This is a genomic window from Halomonas sp. PAMB 3232 (assembly GCF_031954225.1).
In the GTDB taxonomy this organism is placed as follows: Bacteria; Pseudomonadota; Gammaproteobacteria; order Pseudomonadales; family Halomonadaceae; genus Vreelandella.
Window position 1 is genome coordinate 2,686,858 of sequence record NZ_CP134865.1, and the last position, 16,203, is coordinate 2,703,060.

Below are 16,203 nucleotides of genomic sequence, written 5' to 3' on the forward strand. Positions count from 1 at the left end.
GATACACTCCTTGGGCAGGCGGACCATCAATCATTGGGTAGCGGTGAAGCCGTCCATTCATCGCCCTGAAGCTCCGGGGCGTCGTAGTGCTGTAGCTGCTGCCAGTGACGCTCCACGTCCTCCTGATAAAAGCGCGAGGCGATGGCGCTGGCAAGCCAACTCGCGCCTTCGCTGATACCGGGGATATCGCCGCTCACCTTGCCAAGGCTGACCGACGCCCCGTAGTTGAAGCAGTGAATGTTTTTAAGCCAGGGGGCGCTGCCGGGTTCGCGCTCCTGAAAGGCGAAATCGCGCCCCACGTAGGGGAATTTGCCCAGCTCGTCGTGGGCAAGCTCCTCCGGGGGCTGGTAGCAGTCGCGCCAGAGCAAAATGCGGTCAGCGTAGCCGGCAAGCTCGGTGCGCGCCAGCGGGTCGATCTCAAAGCCCGTGCCCAGGATCAGAAAGTCGCCGCGCACCTCGCCCTGGCGAGTGGTGACGACGATCTCGTCGCCCTCCATACGGGTCGCTTCGACGCCGCACTCGAAGTGGAAAAAGGCATTCTCGTGGCGGCTGACGCGCATCGTCGAGCCCCGGGGCGGCGGCGTCTGGGTGATGAACGAGTAGTGCATGATGCGCCAGCGCCAGTCATTACTGAGCCCCGCGTAGCCGTGGGTGAAGCCGAACGAGCCGATGCCCATCATCTTGTTGATGGTCGGCATCTGGGCGCGGCGGATCAAAAAGCGAACCTCGGACGCACCATGCTCCAGCGCCTCGGCGGCGTTGTCGACCGCGGACGCTCCCACGCCGACCACGATCACCCGCTTGCCTTCAAGCGCGGCGAAGTCAACGTCATCGGCAGTGTGCGCCCAGGCCTTTTGCGGCAAGCCTTCGACGAAGCCGGGAATTTTCGGCCCGCCGGTACCGTCGCGCCCGGTCGCCATGATCAGCTTGCGCGTCAGCACCGTTTGGGCGGGTGCCCCGTCACCGGAAAGCTCGAGGCGTAGAAGGTCGCCTTCGGGTGTGACGTGCTCGACGTTGACGCCGTTTTCGACCGGCAGCGCCAGCACCTCGCGGTACCAGTTCAGGTACGCCATCCAGGTGGGGCGCGGGATCTTGTCGAGCGCCTCCCAGGCCTCACTTCCGTACTGCGCCTCATACCAGGCGCGGAAGGTCAGCGAGGCAAAGCCGTAGCTCGGCCCGGGCAGGGTCTTGGGCGAGCGCAGGGTTTCCATGCGCGCGTAGTTCAGCCACGGCCCCTCGAGCCCTTGCGGGTTGCGATCGAAAATGCGCAGATTGCGAATGCCGCCAGACATCAGCGCGAACGCCGCCACCAGCCCGCACTGGCCACCGCCAATGATGATGACGTCGTGAACGTGCTCGCCCTGCTCCCCGGTGCGGGCGGGCACCCAGTTCGCGGGCGGCAGGTTCAGACACGCGAGATCAAAGCGTACGCGCTCGTTGAGCGCCTCCAAACCGGCACCCGCAAGCGTAGGGGAAGAAGAAGTCGTCGTCATGGTGTCATCTCATCCTGGGAGCGCACGGCGTCCTCGGCCTCATGAGGCCACCAGAACCAGCGTATCGGTGTATCGGAAAAGCGCGGCTCAGAGGGAAGCTCGGCGCGCCTGGCAAGCTCGACAAGACGTTCGGCCTCGGCGAAGGGCTCACATCCCTCTCTTGAAGCGGCGCGCGAACGCGCGGGATCGAGCAGTTCATCCAGCGTGGTGGCCGCGGTGTCGATCGAGGGTGTCGGATAAACGCCGTCGCGCACCGTCCAGGTGCCCGTGCGTTCGTCGACGCTGTAAAGCTTCATGAGTAAGGCCGCGTGACGTGCAATAAATTCGACCGCCGATATTACATAGTTAGCCGTCTCATTGCTAAAAAAGAAGTGAAATCCGAGCCTTACCCAGCCCGGACGATATAAGCTTCTTCCATTTCGGACTAACGATTCGTGCTCGAAGGCGGTGTCGGCGTCGATATTCAAAAGCGCATGACCGTAGGGGCCGGCGCAGGAGCAGCCGCCGCGCGCCTGAATACCGAACAGGTCGTTCAGTAGCGCGACGATGAGATTATGGTGCACCTCGCGCTCGCCGGCGCGCACGTTGAACGAGAAGATCGAAAGCCTGGGCGCGTCGCTCGGCCCCAGCAGCGTCAGGTTGTCGAGGCGCGACCAGCGCGCCAGCGCCAGCTTTGCAAGTTCGGCCTCTCGCGCCTCGATCCGCTCTTCGCCGATCATGGATTTGATGCGAAACGCAAACCCGGCGCGAATGTCGCCCAGAATGTTCGGCGTGCCGCCCTCCTCCCGGCGCTGAATGTCGCTGACGTAGCGGTGGCCATCCGCGGTGACATAGGACACCGTGCCGCCCCCGGCGACCGAGGGCACGGCGTTGACGCACAGCGCCCGGCGCACGATCAAAACGCCAGAGCTTCCCGGCCCGCCGACGAACTTGTGGGGTGAGACGAACACGCCGTCCAGGTGATCGTTACACCCAGTGCCCGCCACGTTGATGGGCACGTAGGGACCGCTGGCGGCGTAATCAAACAGCGCGATGCCGCCATGGGCGTGCATCAACCGGGCGATCGCCGCCACGTCACTCTTGACGCCGGTGACGTTGGAGGCCGCGCTGAACGCGCCGATCAGCCGCCGCCCCTGGAAACGTGAAAGCGCCGCTTTCAGCGCGTCCAGATCGATCAGCCCCGCCGCATCAAGCGGCACACGAATGATTTCGGCGTCACACTCGCGCCACGCCAGATCGTTGGAGTGGTGCTCGTAAGGCCCCAAAAACACGACCGGACGAGCCTGATCCGCCGCCTGATCAAAGCGAGCGAGCCCCAGCATCTTCCAGCAGCGGTCGATGGCGGCGGTGGCGCCGCTGCCGGCAAAGATCACCGCGTAGTCGTCGGTGGCGCCGACGGCGCTGGCGATCTGGCGGCGGGCGTCCTCGCGCAGACGCGTGGTGATGCGCCCGGTGTAGGAGGTTTCGGTATGAGTGTTGGCGTAGTACGGCAGCACCTGCTCGCGCATCGCCCGCTCGACGGTGCCGAGCGCCCGCCCGGAGGCGGTGTAGTCGGCGTAGAGTAGCGGGCGCGGGCCGAAGGGGCCGGCGATCGGCTCACCTTCGCCGATGACGTCATCGGCAAGGGTCGTCATCCAGTCAGATGCCGCCGAGGGGCAGCTCGCTGGTTTTCTTGACTTGTTCCATGGAGAAGCAGGATGTGACATTGCTGAGCTCTATTCTCGCGATGAGTCTTTTGTAGAAAGCGTCGTAGGCAGCGTTGTCGCGCGTGATGACCTTGAGCAGATAGTCGAACTCGCCGGCCAAACGGTTCACTTCCATGATTTCGGGAAAGGACTGAACCACGTCCTGAAACGCGTCCAGCCAGGCCTGGGTATGCTTGTCGGTCTTGATCATCACGAAAACGGTCAGGCCGAGATCGAGCTTGTGGGGGTTCAATACGGCGATACGCTTCTCGATCACGCCCTCTTTTTCCAGGCGCTGAATACGCCGCCAGCAAGGGGTGACAGAAAGCCCCACTTTCTCGGCCAACTGCGCAATAGATACGCTATCATCCCGCTGAAGCTGTTCAAGAATTTTTAAATCGAAACGATCAATAAGCAATTTATTTCCTTTTTATCTTTTGAAGAGAAATATTATTCCTTATAGAGCATTGGATACCCAATCCAAAGAAATAATTTTTCAGCCCTGCCTGGAACAATTAAAACGGTATCGACTTCAATGATGACAATCGCTTACCTACCCCAGCCCACGCATTCACCCAGCGCTTAAATTGTTAGCCAAGGCTATACAAGTTATTGGTTATAAAGTTTATTTTTTGAAACACCTACTCAGTGCAAGAGACTACCGTGCTAGTATTTCGATACTTGAACGGCAGGGTTCGTCGCCCTGATCGTCTGCCGTTTGAAAGCGCTTCTTAAGCCACACGAGTTCCCCCGCCATGACGCCCGTTGCCCTTGTCCTGCTCGCTTTTTCCATGTCGGCAGATGCGTTCGCCGCCTCGATCAGCAAAGGCGCCGAGCTTCGCCGCCCGCGCTTTCGCCACGCGGTGGGTATCGGGCTGGTCTTTGGCGTGATTGAGGCCATTACGCCGGTACTGGGCTGGGCGGCGGGGGTGGCGTCGCAGCGCTTCGTGCAGGCCTGGGATCACTGGGTGGCGTTTGCGCTGCTGACGGCGATCGGCGCGCACATGGTTTACGCCGGGCTGAATAAAGAGGACAAAATCGAACACCGCCGGCAGACGCTCTGGCTTTTGATACTGACCGCCACCGCCACCAGTCTGGACGCCATGGCCGTGGGCGCGAGCCTCGCCTTCATCGAGGTCGATATCGTCACCACGAGCCTCGCCATTGGCCTTGCCACCACGCTGATGGCCTCGATCGGTACGGTGCTCGGCCACCGGCTAGGCCGCTTCGTCGGCCATTGGGCCGAGCTGATCGGCGGCGTCGTGCTGATCGGCATCGGCTGCGCCGTGTTGGCCGAACATACCGGTGTGTTCAGTTGATCAACGCTTTCAGCCACTCGATTAACGCCTGGTGGTTCAGGCTGTACGCCCGCCAGGGCGCCGGCGTGTAGTAGCAAAGATGTGAATCGACCGACTGGGCTACCTCGACCAGCGTGGCGTTGTTGATGTGGTCGGCCACCAGCGTTTGGGAACAGAATACCAGCCCTTTCCCGGCGACCGCCTCGGCTATTCCGTAAAGCTCCTGATCGAAATAGGTAGGCGCGAACGCCTCATCGGTGAGGCCGCTTTGCGCCAGCCACTGAGGCCAGGGCGGTGACGGAAGGCGCCCATTCTTCCAGCGGGTCAGGTACACCGACATCGGCTGGGAATCTCTCATCGCCTGGACAACGGATGCCGTTCCATAAAGGCCGAAGCGCTCCGTCTTCAGAACGCGGGCGTTCTCCACTCGGCGCGTATCGCCCAGCCGGATACAGAGCTGGCTAACCGGGGAGCCCATCGTTTCGCCGGTCGAAACATCCACGTCCAGATCCGGATAGCGTCGTTGAAAGTCGTGAAGCCGAGGAATCAGCACCAGTGCTGCAAATGAGGAGGTGGATTCTACGCGCAGGTGCGAGGCGCCTTGAGCGATATCTTCTAGCGCCGTCTCGATGGTACGAAACCCACTGGTCGTTGCCTCGGACAGCCGATGCCCCGAAGGAGTTAGGGTAATCTGACGATGATGGCGGTCGAAGAGCCGAACGCCGAGCCGCTTTTCCAAATTGGCCACGTGGTGGGACACGCCGGTAGGCGTGAGAGCCATCTCTTCCGCCGCCTTCTTGAAACTGCCCAAACGCGCTGCGGACTCGAACGCCTTGATGGCATGTAGTGACACTTTCACAGTGCTGGCATCCCGTTTTTAATTCTCGGGTGATTTTAACTCATCCATGCAACGTTGCTACTCGTTTGTCCCGTACCGCTTGAAAGCCCAGTATGGCGACTTCTTTTCAGCAACGGCAAACCTTATCATGCGCACCCTACTTCATCTGGACGCCAGCGTTCGCACAGTGTCCAACCCAGTACCCAGCCATGACTCAATTTCCAAAAAGATCGCCCGCGCGTTCATCGATGCGTGGCAAAGCGTAGCGCCCGGCGATGAGATCATTCACCGTGACGTCGGTGTCGCCCCGCCCGCCTTCATCGATCAAGCCTGGATAGGCGCCGTTTTCACGCCCGAGGCGAGTCGGAGCGAAGAGCAGCACCGGCACCTGGCACTTTCCGATCAAATGATCGACGAACTGACCCGATCAGACATCGTCGTGCTCTCGTCCCCCATGTACAACTACGGCATGCCCGCGCCGCTGAAAGCGTGGTTCGATCAGGTCATTCGTATCAACAAGACATTCAGTTTCGACCTGGCGCGCGGTGATGCGCCGCTGGCGCCGATTCTCTCGGGTAAGACGCTGGTACTACTGACCTCGAGCGGCGAGTTCGGCTTTGGCAAGGGTGGTGTGCGCGAGCACATGAACCATTTGGGCCCGCATATTAAAACGCTGAGTCACTACCTGGGCGTCGAGACCTTTCACGAGATCGGCGCGGAGTATCAGGAGTTCAACGACGAGCGCCACCGCCAATCGCTGGCTCGAGCGTTTGATGAAGCCAAAGCGTTGGCTACCAGGCTGAGCGTTGAGCGTTGAGCGTTGAGCGTTGAGCCAGAAGGATCGTCCATGGAGGAAGCGAGACCTGGTGCTGTCTAGCTAAGCCGCCGAGCAAAAGACCAAAACGATTACGGGGCGCCGAGGCGCCCCATAATCATGATCATCCGTTCGTGAGCTCAAACACAGAAGCCCGCGCTTGTTCGATAGGGATCAGAACGTGTACTCGATACCCACTACTGCCACCGGGTAGATGTTGTACTTGTCGAGTTCGTCTTTAAGGTCGTCTTCTTGCTCGCGCGCTTCGCGCTCGGCGATCGCTCGAACGAACGGAATATCGAGCGCATCGCCTCGCGGGGTAAGAGACACGCTGGGGTCGATCCAGAAGGCCCCCACTTCGGCATAGAAGCCCAGACCCTGTTTGGCGCTGTTGCGCCAGCCAATACCCAGGTAGGGCTCCACGCCGTCTGAAAGTTTGCCCACGCCATCCAAACGTGCGCTATTGGCATCGATGGGAATACCGCCAAATTCATCGAACGTTTCGCCGCCCGTGTAGCGACCCACCGCCTTGAGCTGAATATCGGGCCTGACGGCGCCGGCCGAAACGAAGAAGCCGTTTTCAGCCCATGGGTAGACGTCGAGTTTCAGGCTGTAAACGTTCATGTCGACTTCGCCGGTATAGGTAAAATCGCCGTTGGTATGATCCAGGTCGTCGTAGTTGAACCCGCTATAACCTGCGGTCAGCGCCATATGATCATGAAAGCGCCAGCTGGCGTTAGCGCCCAAACCGGTAGTGCCGGCGCTACCCGCGACCGACCAGCGACTATCGGCCATGGCGACAGTACTGGCCGCTAGCAAAAACGACCCGGTCAATAAAACGGTGGCAAATCGATACATGCAGCAGCCTCAACGTGAAAGTTTTAGAGCGGCGCCGATCGGCGCCAACTGTTTGGTTGAAGCGAGTTTACGTAAGAGCGCTTTAGTCTATTGAAAGAAAAGCGAAGTGTTAGGCCAGTATTTACCCAACGACACTTAACGTTACCAAACAGTCAGCGCTAACCACTAACAAGTAGTTCTCGTCGACTCATCACTTTTGGGTAATTCAAGTGGCTCAGGATTACCGGCTGTGTGTATGTCTGCGCGCTAAAATCCTAGGCAAAATTCCACACGGCTTTGGGGCTGAAGCTGCCCCAGGGGTCTTCGCCGTTGAAAGGCCCAACGTAGAGCACGTGCCGGTTGCGCACGACCCACTCCATGCCGTGTTCGGGCTCCCAGTCGCACTCGAGCTCCATATGCACCACGGGCGTCGCTTTTTCGAAATGGGGGACGATCAATAGGCTCGGGGTAATGTGTGTGAGCACCTCGCGAGGCGTTGCAAACTCTCTGGGCAGTTCCCCGCTCTCGCTTTGATAGGTCTGGCAGTAATGCTCGGTGGCTTGGCAAAGATGATCGATCACCGCGTCATCGAGCTCGTTGAGGTACGCCGCGCAGTGTTGCACGCCGTCGGGGTCGCGCTCCAGGCTCAGAAACGGAATGTAGCGCTCGAACAGGGCGCAGTACACCTCGCCTTCCAGACCATCCTCACCATCGGTGACTCCCCGAACCATTTTCATAGTGCCTCCTGCCAAGTTGTTTAGCGGGTGCGACCAACGAACGCCATGTGCAAAAGCGGATACGGCTTGCCAAGACCGTCCACCGGCGAACGGCTCTTCACCTCGAACCCCAGTCGCTGATAAAAGCCTAGCGCCTGAGTATTTTGTTCGTTCACATCGACGTTGCTCACGCCCTGGTTAAGCGCCTGATCGACAAGGGTTTTACCGATGCCCTGACCCCGCGCTTGCGGAGCGATGAAAAGCATTTCGAGCTTCCCATCCGCCACGCCGCTGAATCCGAGGACTTCGTCGCCATGCCCCTTGGCGATGCGCAGTTCCAGCACGTCGAAGAACTGCTCGAAGATCAGCGGCTTGAGCATCAATAGATCCTCTTCGGCCAGAAAATCGTGGGTGGCGCGCACCGAAGCTTCCCAAAGTGCGATCAATGCCGGGTAGTCGGACTGGGTGCTCGTGGTGATCTCGAAGTCCGCACGCGCAGACGGCGTCACGGCGATGAACCAGGCCGGATGCATGGCGTCGAAATCGGTACGCACGTTGGCGGGCAGATAGCTGGCGCTATCAAGCACCACCGATTTCCCCTTTTCGCGCTGAAACACCGCCCAGTGCCAGAAGTGCTTGCCGTCGCGCTGGTGGGGCTTGATCGCGATCAGCGCCAGATCCGGCAGCGCCTGCCAGCCCGTGAACGGAAGCTCTTTCGGTGAGGTTGCGACTTGTTTGTGCGCGAGCAGACGACGCACGTAATCCGTGCTCGACCAGAGCGACTCATCCTCGGCGTAGATGCCCATCGCGTTGGCGCGGGCTTTCATGTCCGCGTAAGTGAGGCCGAGAATCGTAGCGGCGGATGCGATGCCGCAGCCGGTGGGTTCGCGTTGTATGACAGGGGTAAGCAAGAGAGTGTCCCGTTGTGCGCGTAAGAGGCCAAAGCGGCGGCGACATTTATATTAGAAATGTATCACGCGAGCCGCCGAGATTTAACCGACGCGCTATTGGGTTGACCGCTCAATACCGGCCATCGTGAGAATCTCCTCGGTAGGAACGTGCACCAATGCCGCCGCCGTCCGTTGGAAGGCGCGAATGGCACGGTTAGCGATGTACATGCCGGTCCGCAAGGCTCGACTTCCGGGCGTTGATAAAGCCATTCGTCTAATCCCACTGCGTTTAACGCATGAATCATCTACATTCGCCATCATACGGCGATCTCTCACGCTGACTCGGTTCGCTCGTGTAACGCTTTTCGTCCTCTTATGAGAAGGAACATCATGCGCGCTATTTCGAGTACCTCCTTCGCGGTGTTTGGGGCCGGGTTGATCGCCATCGGCTATGGTATCGCGCGGTTCGCTTTCGGGCTTTTCGTGCCGCCCATTCGTGAAGAGCTTGCACTGAGCACATCAGTTATTGGGCTGATCGGCTCGCTGCCGCTGATCAGTTTCGTGCTGGCAACGCTGATAGCACCGGCCGCGGCCAACCGGCTAGGCGCGCGGCTGGCCGCCATTGTCTCGGGTCTATTCGGCATTCTGGGGCTGGCGCTCATCAGTCAGGCGTCCAACGCGCTCATGCTGGGAAGCGGCGTATTCGCCTGCGGTATCTGTACCGGGCTGATGATGCCAGCGCTCACCACCGGCATGCAGGCAATGGTCAAGCGTTCGCTGCACGCCCGGGTCAGCTCGGTCATGAACGCCGGTACCAGCGTGGGGATCATGGTGGCCGTGCCCACGGTGCTTTTCATGGCGGATGCCTGGCGGCTGGCCTACGTGTCGTTTACCGTGCTGGCCGCGCTTGGCGTGGTGGCAACCTGGTTCTTTTTACCCTCGATATCGCCGGTCACGCCCGCCAACGCCGCGCCGCCCCCGCCACTTAACGCGCTGCCCTGGTCGCGGCTTTTAAGGCTCACCCTCTTTGCGTCACTGATGGGGTTCGTCTCGTCTGCCTATTGGATATTCGCGCCGGACCTTGTGATTACGCTGGGCGGCCTTTCCGCCAGCACGACGGGGTGGCTCTGGTTCGCGGTGGGGCTTGCCGGGTTGGGCGGCGCCTTCGTGGCGGATCTGGCTGATCGCAACAACCCGCCCATTACCCAAGCGCTGATGCTGATGATGCTCTCGGCCAGCCTGTTGCTACTTGCCGCGAGCCCCTCTCAGCCTTTGCTTGCGATCTTTTCGGCGCTGATTTTCGGTTTGGCTTACATGAGTCTGACCGGGCTTTATCTGATGACCGGCATTCGCCTTCTACCCGGACGGCTCTCGGTGGGGCCGGTGCTGCCTTTTCTTGCCGTCTCGCTGGGTCAGGCAACGGGCTCGCCCGCTATCGGCGCGCTGATCAACGCCTTCGACTACGCTACTACGTTCTCGGTCATTGCGGTGCTGGGCATCGTCATCGCGCTGCTGTCGCCGCTGTTTCCTGGTCACATTTATCAGGAAAACGACGACGAACTGGACGAGCAGACCGGCCTGCAGGCCGCCTACGATCATCAGTTAAGAGACGAAGCCGGCGAGCCGTTGGAAGACCCGTTTCAGGATAGCGAAGAGGAAGGTGCGATCACGAAACCCAGCAGGCACTAAACGCTGCACGTTTGAGTCCCCCTGCCGCGCGCGCTCGGCAGGGGGACGCTTACTGCAAAGGTAGTTTACTGCACGGCTAGCCCCTCGAGCAGCGCTTCATGAAAACGGGCCGGCGCCTGAATCTGCGGCGAGTGGCCGAGTTCGGGAAATTCGACCAGCGTGGCCTCGGGAATGGCATCGCGGGCCTGCTCACCCAGCACGTCGTAATGGCCCAGGGTGGCCTGCACGTCTTGTGAGGCGCGACCCTTGCCAATCGCGGTGTTGTCCTGCTCGCCGATCAGCAGAAGCGTAGGCACTTCCAGCTCGCCAAATTCGTACACTACCGGCTGGGTGAAGACCATGTCCGAGGTCAGCGCCTGGTTCCAGGCCACGCGCTCGCCGTCCTCGCCTTCGTACATGCCTGCCAGCATTTCGACCCAGCGGTCGTACTCCGGCGCCCAGGTATCCGCGTAGTAGGTGCTTTGCTGATACTCGCGAATGCCTTGGGCGGTGGTTTCCAGCTCGCTCTGATAACCCTCATCGATGCTCTGGTACGGCACGCCGAGCGCCTTCCAGTCCTCGAGACCGATCGGGTTGACCATGACCAGCTGCTCGGTGTGCTCCGGGTACATCAGCGCGAAGCGCGTGGCGAGCATGCCGCCCATGGAGTGGCCCATGACGGTGGCGTTTTCAATGTCCAGCTCGTCGAGTAGTGCGTGGGTGTTGGCCGCCAGCTGGTGGAAGCTGAACTGGTAGTGCGCGGGCTTGGTGGATTTACAAAAGCCGATCTGATCCGGCGCGATAACGCGATAGCCCGTCTCGACCAGCGCCTCGATGGTGCCTTCCCAGGTACCCGCGCAGAAGTTCTTGCCGTGCATCAGCACCACGGTGCGACCGTTGGCACTGCCCTCGTCAGGCGCAACGTCCAGGTAGGCCATCTGCATGTCCTGCCCTTGAGAGCTGAACTCGAAGCGCTCGACCGGGTAGGCGTATTCGAAGCCGGAAAGCTCGCCGTCATAAGTGGGGGTATTGTCAGCAAAAGCGGTGCCGCTCGTGCCTACTGCGAGGGTGGCACCGATAGCGCTTGCCAGCAGCGCGCGGGAAAAGGTGGGGCTTGCCATTGGGAATATCCTCTCATCCATGAATGGGGTAGCACCGATGAGTATGGCAAGCCTGAAAGAAATGCGCTTAAAACGCCCCCATTTAGAAACCCGACACAATACATTACCCCCTGAACGTATCGATATACAGCGCTTCCACTTTATCGCGCGCCCACGGCGTTTTACGCAGGAACTTGAGCGATGATTTAACGGAGGGGTCGTTGTTGAAGCAGTTGACGCGAATTTCTTTATACAAGCCCTCCCAGCCGTAGTGCTCGACCAGGCGGGTGACTATCGTTTCAAGGGTCACGCCGTGAAGCGGGTTATTGGGCTGTGGCGGGTTCATCGAATTACTCTCCGTATCGGTTTCAAGCGCCCTGCCAGGCCGGGCAGCCGGTTTCATACTTTAACAGACCCGCCCGTGGCCGAGTTCGACAGGTTGCACTACGATTGAAACCGTTTTCCCTGATATCGGCAGATACACGAATGCGCACACTCTCCCGCAAGAAACAGATTCTGGGCCTTATCGGCTGGCTGGGGCTGGCCTATCTCGCCGCCGCCATCGGCGCCGTGGCGTCCATCAACGCGGCCGACTTTTACGCCTCGCTCGAACAGCCCAGCTGGGCGCCGCCGGCCTGGCTGTTCGGGCCGATGTGGACAACGCTTTATGGCCTGATGGGCATCGCCGCCTGGCTTGCCTGGCGCGAGCGCGGTGCGCGGCCTGCGTTAACCGTATTCGTGGGGCAACTGGCACTGAACGCGCTGTGGAGCTGGCTGTTCTTCGTCTGGAATCTGGGCGCTATTTCATTCATCGGCACAGTGGCACTGTGGGTATTGATACTGGTGACGCTGGTGATGTTCTGGCGGCTCAAGGCACTGGCCGGTGTGCTGCTGATACCCTACCTGGCTTGGGTAAGCCTGGCCTGCGCATTGACTTGGAGCGTGTGGCAGCTCAACCCGCAGGTGTTTGGATAACGCTGCACACAGCTAAAAAAGCCCTATCGACCTGGTATTACACCGCTTCATCAGCGTTTGGGCCGCCGCCATCGCGGCCCACCACGACCTGATTTCGGCCGGCGCGCTTGCCAATGTACAGCAGCTGATCGGCCTGCTTGATCAAGGCGTCGAGGTTCTCCCCTTCCGCGTTGGCGGCCGCGACGCCGATGGTCACGCTGGGGCTTTGCGTTCCCATTTCATCCGGCAGTGACAGGTTGGACACCTCCCTTTTCAGCCGCTCGGCCACTTTTTGCGCGTCATCGAGGTTGGTATTGGGCAGCGCCACGATAAACTCCTCGCCCCCAAAGCGCCCAATCACATCCGTTGGACGCAGGGACTCTTCGCAGACCTCGGCAATTTCCGCTAATACCTTATCGCCATGGCAATGTCCGCAGGTATCGTTAATGCGTTTGAAGTGATCCACGTCAATCATGAACAAACTGAAGGGTGCCTGGCCGGACTGGGAGCGTTGCAGCATTTTGCCGGCCAGCTTCATGAAATGACCGCGATTGTTGAGATTCGTCAGCGCATCGCGCTCGGCACTCGTGCGCAGCTGCTCTTCGAGCAACTTGCGGCTTATAATTTCCTCATTTAGCGCCTGGTTTCGACCGCGCTCGTTATTGAGCAGCGCAAACTGCACGCGCTGCAGACTCTCCATACGCAGCAGGGTGGAAAACCCGATAATGTTGGCAGTCAACAATAAAATTGCGGTGCGGGTAACATCGACCAGATTAGCGTCCGTGAACGCCACCAACGCCACCAAAAAGCCGCTAGTCAGGTACAGGCTGACCAGCGTGACCACGGTAAGCCGATTGGGAATAAAGAGATAGAACCCCAGGACCGCAACGACGGCCGCGATGATTTGAGTAGAAAAGCTTTCGGGACGCAGGGGCACGATCAAAATAATGCCCGTCGCAAGCAGCCATAGCGGTAGCGTGTACCATCCATCCACACCAATTTTACCGCGCCGAATCTTGAAAGCGATCAGTAAGCACGTGCTCACGACTGCAAGGCGCAAGGCCAACAGCAGAAAAAACTCGAGCGCTAACCCCAGCAGAAAATAATCCGACAGCACGTAGATGCCAAAGATAAACGCCCCAATGCCCAGCGCCAGGCTGTACTCGTTACTCAGGCGCTGCTGAATGGAGTGGCGATACGCCGTCTCCAGGTCAGAATCGCAAAGCTGCCCCGTCAGCCGATGGATGCGATATCGATCTTCTTCTATTACCAAACCCCCTCCCCGTAACGCTGCCATCTTTTATCGCCGTTCGCGGCGCATGGCGCTTTAAAAAAAGCGTCTGAACCCGGCGCGTGGCATGGCGTTACATTGTGCGATTTTTTAACCGCTCTACACGTAAAGCCAAATTGAGCTGAGCTCTAACGGCTCATTGAACCCTTGATTGATGACAGGTGCATGTCCTCACGATACCTGGCCTGCCACTATATTCAGTCAAATCTTATCCGGAAACACGGCGCTGGAATACGTTTCTCACGCTGTTATTTTCTACGCCCTTTCCCGAATCAAAAAAGCGTTTTAAAAGATGCCGTAAACGCCGTTATAACCTGTATCAAAACAATGCCTTTCGATTGTTTTTTTAATCCCTCTCTTTGCACCAGAAAGCTTTAGCATGCTAACAATACCAATACTTCAATAATGACAGGGAACCATCGCATGGAAGCTTTTATCTCCTTACTGCCGCCCATCGTGGCGGTCGTGCTGGCCCTTGCCACCCGGCGGGTCAACGTTTCGCTGTTCGTCAGTATCTGGATCGGCGGCTGGCTGGTGGCGGGCAATCCCATCGCCGCGGTGGGGCAAACCTTCGACTGGTTCGCCGAGGTGATGACCGACGAGTGGAACGCCCGTTTTCTGGTTTTAGTGGCGCTGCTGGGCGCGGGTGCGGCCTTCATGCACCGCACCGGCGGCTCCCAGGCACTGGCCCGGGCGCTGGCCAAGCGCATTCACTCGGGCCGGACCTCACTCCTGCTCACCTGGGCGCTGGGCATGGTGATCTTCTTCAATGATTACGTGAACTCGGTCATCGTGGGCAACGCCACCCGCGATTTGACCGCGCGCCAGCGCCAGTCCCGCGAGAAGTTGGCTTGGGTGATGGATGCGACCTCCGCGCCCATGGCTACCCTAGGGCCGGTGTCGGACTGGATCGGCTATCAGGTTTCGCTGATTGCCGGGGCACTCGTGGGGCTAAGCTTCGCCTCGGCGGAGCCCTACCGGCTCTTTCTGCTGTCGATTCCCTGGAACTTCTACGCCCTGCTCTGCCTGGCCTCAATACCCATGATTCTGCTGGCCGGGGACTTCGGCCCCATGGCAAAAGCCCAGCGCCGCGCCGAGGAGACCGGTGAGCTAGTCGCCCCCGGCGATACCCCGCTTTCCAACGTGGATGCGGACCTGGGCGAAGTGCCCGAAGGCCGCGGGCGGCTGTGGCACTTTCTGCTGCCGCTGGTGGTGCTGATTAGCGTGGCCTGCTGGGGGCTCTGGTACACCGGCGGCGGCGCCGAAGGGGCAAGCGTGATGGACGCCCTGGAGAATACCGACGTGAGCGTGGCGCTTTCCTGGGCGGCCTTCGCCATGGTAATGACCGGCATGATCATGGCACTTTTCCAACGCCAGACGCTCAAGGACTGCGAAGAGACGCTGCTGGCCGGGTTTCGCACCATGCTGCCGGCGCTCGTGATCATGGTGCTGGCCTGGAGCATCGGCACCGTCACCGGAGCGCTGGGGACCGGCGAGCACGTGATCGATGCGACCCGCGACTGGCTCTCGCCCGCCCTTCTGCCGCTGCTGATCTTTTTGATCGCCATGGTGATCTCGTTCGCCACCGGCAGTTCCTGGGGTGCGATGGCGATTCTCACGCCGATTGCCGTGCCGCTGGCGTTCGAGCTTTCCGGCGGCGACGTGGCGCTGGTCAGCATGGCCATCGGCGCGATCTTCTCCGGCTCGATCTTCGGCGACCACTGCTCGCCGATTTCCGACACCACGGTGATGGCCTCGATTTTCGCGGGCTCGGATCATATCGCCCACGTGCGCACGCAAATTCCCTACGCGCTGGTGCCTGCGAGCATCAGCGGGCTGCTGTATATCGCCTCGATGGTGGTGGAGTCGGTGTGGGTGCTTCTGGTGGCGGGGCTGATGGTGCAGTTTGGGGTGTTGATGGCGCTGGGGCGGTTGGGGCAGCGCCAGTACAGAGGATAACCCCTACTCCGGGCGTTTGTTGATCAAGCGCCCGGCGCAAAACTTCTGGCGGGCGTTGAAGCAGCTGCGTGAGTAAAAAGTCATTGCCTGTCGCTCATAAACGTACAATAATTCGTACAGTACAACATTATGTACAGGAAAATCACTATGGATGCTATTAGTTATACCGCCGCCCGAAGCCACTTGGCCAAAACCATGGAGCAGGTCTGCGAAGACCATTCGCCTGTCATCATCACCCGCAGTAAAGCGCCTTCAGTGGTCATGCTGTCGCTGGAAGATTTCGAAGCGTTACAGGAAACCGCCTATCTACTACGTTCACCTAATAACGCGCGACGCTTGATGGACGCAATGGACGAATTGGAAAAAGGCGGCGGCCAGGAAAAGGAGCTACTTGAGTGAAGCTCGTCTTTGCCGAGAATGCTTGGGAAGATTACTTGTACTGGCAAAAAACCGACAAGAAAATTCTTGGTCGGATCAACAAGCTGATCAAGGAGATTCAGCGGCAGCCGTTTGAGGGCGTTGGAAAACCCGAACCGCTCAAGCATGGCTTTGCGGGCTACTGGTCCCGGCGAATCAACGATGAGCATCGGATCGTTTATAAGGTAGCGGACGATGCACTGCTAATTGCGCAGCTTCGGTATCATTATTGATTAATAATTA

Annotated in this window: 17 protein-coding genes; 7 read left to right on the forward strand and 10 right to left on the reverse strand. The window is 59.5% G+C overall.

Features of this window, described 5'->3' with window-relative positions; genetic code table 11:
* Positions 1-26: 26 nt before the first annotated feature.
* From RN346_RS12340 to RN346_RS12350, 3 genes are read right to left on the reverse strand one after another with little or no spacing between them, the layout of a single operon-like run.
* Entirely contained in the window at positions 27-1,493 is a 1,467-nt protein-coding gene (locus tag RN346_RS12340; protein ID WP_311961265.1) for an NAD(P)/FAD-dependent oxidoreductase, read from the reverse strand.
* Positions 1,490-3,127, reverse strand: a complete 1,638-nt coding sequence (locus RN346_RS12345; RefSeq protein ID WP_311961266.1) for an aminotransferase class V-fold PLP-dependent enzyme — start codon at positions 3,125-3,127, stop codon at positions 1,490-1,492. The genes RN346_RS12340 and RN346_RS12345 overlap by 4 nt, the downstream gene beginning before the upstream one ends.
* Positions 3,128-3,131: 4 nt before the next feature.
* Positions 3,132-3,596: an Lrp/AsnC family transcriptional regulator gene (locus tag RN346_RS12350; RefSeq protein ID WP_263586528.1), complete on the reverse strand. Its 465-nt coding sequence runs from the start codon at positions 3,594-3,596 to the stop codon at positions 3,132-3,134.
* 337 nt (positions 3,597-3,933) lie between these two features.
* Between RN346_RS12350 and RN346_RS12355 the strand changes: the two genes are divergently transcribed.
* Positions 3,934-4,497 carry a manganese efflux pump MntP family protein gene (locus RN346_RS12355; RefSeq protein ID WP_263586527.1) on the forward strand — a complete coding sequence of 188 codons (564 nt, stop codon included), beginning with the start codon at positions 3,934-3,936 and terminating at the stop codon, positions 4,495-4,497.
* Here RN346_RS12355 and RN346_RS12360 read toward each other — a convergent pair.
* A complete protein-coding gene (locus RN346_RS12360; protein ID WP_263586526.1) occupies positions 4,490-5,335 on the reverse strand; it encodes a LysR family transcriptional regulator in 846 nt (281 codons plus the stop codon). The genes RN346_RS12355 and RN346_RS12360 overlap by 8 nt on opposite strands.
* Positions 5,336-5,462: 127 nt before the next feature.
* On the opposite strand from RN346_RS12360, the gene RN346_RS12365 reads away from it, so the two are divergent.
* Positions 5,463-6,131: an FMN-dependent NADH-azoreductase gene (locus tag RN346_RS12365; protein WP_263586525.1), complete on the forward strand. Its 669-nt coding sequence runs from the start codon at positions 5,463-5,465 to the stop codon at positions 6,129-6,131.
* A gap of 171 nt (positions 6,132-6,302) precedes the next feature.
* Here RN346_RS12365 and RN346_RS12370 read toward each other — a convergent pair whose 3' ends face one another.
* From RN346_RS12370 to RN346_RS12380, 3 genes are all read right to left on the reverse strand, one after another.
* On the reverse strand, positions 6,303-6,986 hold the full coding sequence (locus RN346_RS12370; RefSeq protein WP_311961267.1) for a hypothetical protein: 684 nt from the start codon (positions 6,984-6,986) through the stop codon (positions 6,303-6,305).
* A 254-nt stretch (positions 6,987-7,240) separates the two neighbouring features.
* The gene (locus tag RN346_RS12375; protein ID WP_311961268.1) at positions 7,241-7,702 is read right to left on the reverse strand and encodes a DUF6985 domain-containing protein; all 462 of its coding nucleotides are present in this window, start codon (positions 7,700-7,702) and stop codon (positions 7,241-7,243) included.
* A gap of 20 nt (positions 7,703-7,722) precedes the next feature.
* Positions 7,723-8,592, reverse strand: coding sequence for an acetyltransferase (locus RN346_RS12380; protein WP_311961269.1), 870 nt, complete (start codon positions 8,590-8,592; stop codon positions 7,723-7,725).
* 369 nt (positions 8,593-8,961) lie between these two features.
* Between RN346_RS12380 and RN346_RS12385 the strand changes: the two genes are divergently transcribed.
* Positions 8,962-10,260, forward strand: a complete 1,299-nt coding sequence (locus RN346_RS12385; RefSeq protein ID WP_311958407.1) for an MFS transporter — start codon at positions 8,962-8,964, stop codon at positions 10,258-10,260.
* A 65-nt stretch (positions 10,261-10,325) separates the two neighbouring features.
* Here RN346_RS12385 and RN346_RS12390 read toward each other — a convergent pair whose 3' ends face one another.
* Together RN346_RS12390 and RN346_RS12395 are read right to left on the reverse strand one after the other, a co-directional pair.
* A complete protein-coding gene (locus RN346_RS12390; protein ID WP_311961270.1) occupies positions 10,326-11,360 on the reverse strand; it encodes an alpha/beta hydrolase in 1,035 nt (344 codons plus the stop codon).
* A gap of 103 nt (positions 11,361-11,463) precedes the next feature.
* On the reverse strand, positions 11,464-11,685 hold the full coding sequence (locus RN346_RS12395; RefSeq protein ID WP_311961271.1) for a VF530 family protein: 222 nt from the start codon (positions 11,683-11,685) through the stop codon (positions 11,464-11,466).
* A gap of 140 nt (positions 11,686-11,825) precedes the next feature.
* Here RN346_RS12395 and RN346_RS12400 point away from each other — a divergent pair, with 140 nt between their 5' ends.
* Positions 11,826-12,314 (forward strand): TspO/MBR family protein, encoded by a 489-nt coding sequence (locus tag RN346_RS12400; RefSeq protein WP_311961272.1) that lies wholly within the window; start codon positions 11,826-11,828, stop codon positions 12,312-12,314.
* Positions 12,315-12,351: 37 nt separating this feature from the next.
* On the opposite strand, the gene RN346_RS12405 is transcribed toward RN346_RS12400, so the two are convergent.
* Positions 12,352-13,566 (reverse strand): GGDEF domain-containing protein, encoded by a 1,215-nt coding sequence (locus tag RN346_RS12405; RefSeq protein ID WP_311961273.1) that lies wholly within the window; start codon positions 13,564-13,566, stop codon positions 12,352-12,354.
* Between the two features lie 441 nt (positions 13,567-14,007).
* On the opposite strand from RN346_RS12405, the gene RN346_RS12410 reads away from it, so the two are divergent.
* The 3 genes from RN346_RS12410 to RN346_RS12420 all read left to right on the forward strand — a co-directional run bounded on the left by RN346_RS12410 (position 14,008) and on the right by RN346_RS12420 (position 16,193).
* On the forward strand, positions 14,008-15,543 hold the full coding sequence (locus tag RN346_RS12410; protein ID WP_311961274.1) for a Na+/H+ antiporter NhaC family protein: 1,536 nt from the start codon (positions 14,008-14,010) through the stop codon (positions 15,541-15,543).
* A 147-nt stretch (positions 15,544-15,690) separates the two neighbouring features.
* The gene (locus tag RN346_RS12415) at positions 15,691-15,942 is read left to right on the forward strand and encodes a type II toxin-antitoxin system prevent-host-death family antitoxin (RefSeq protein WP_311958415.1); all 252 of its coding nucleotides are present in this window, start codon (positions 15,691-15,693) and stop codon (positions 15,940-15,942) included.
* Positions 15,939-16,193, forward strand: a complete 255-nt coding sequence (locus RN346_RS12420) for a Txe/YoeB family addiction module toxin (RefSeq protein ID WP_311961275.1) — start codon at positions 15,939-15,941, stop codon at positions 16,191-16,193. Before RN346_RS12415 ends, RN346_RS12420 begins: the two co-directional genes overlap by 4 nt.
* The last annotated feature ends 10 nt before the right edge of the window (positions 16,194-16,203 follow it).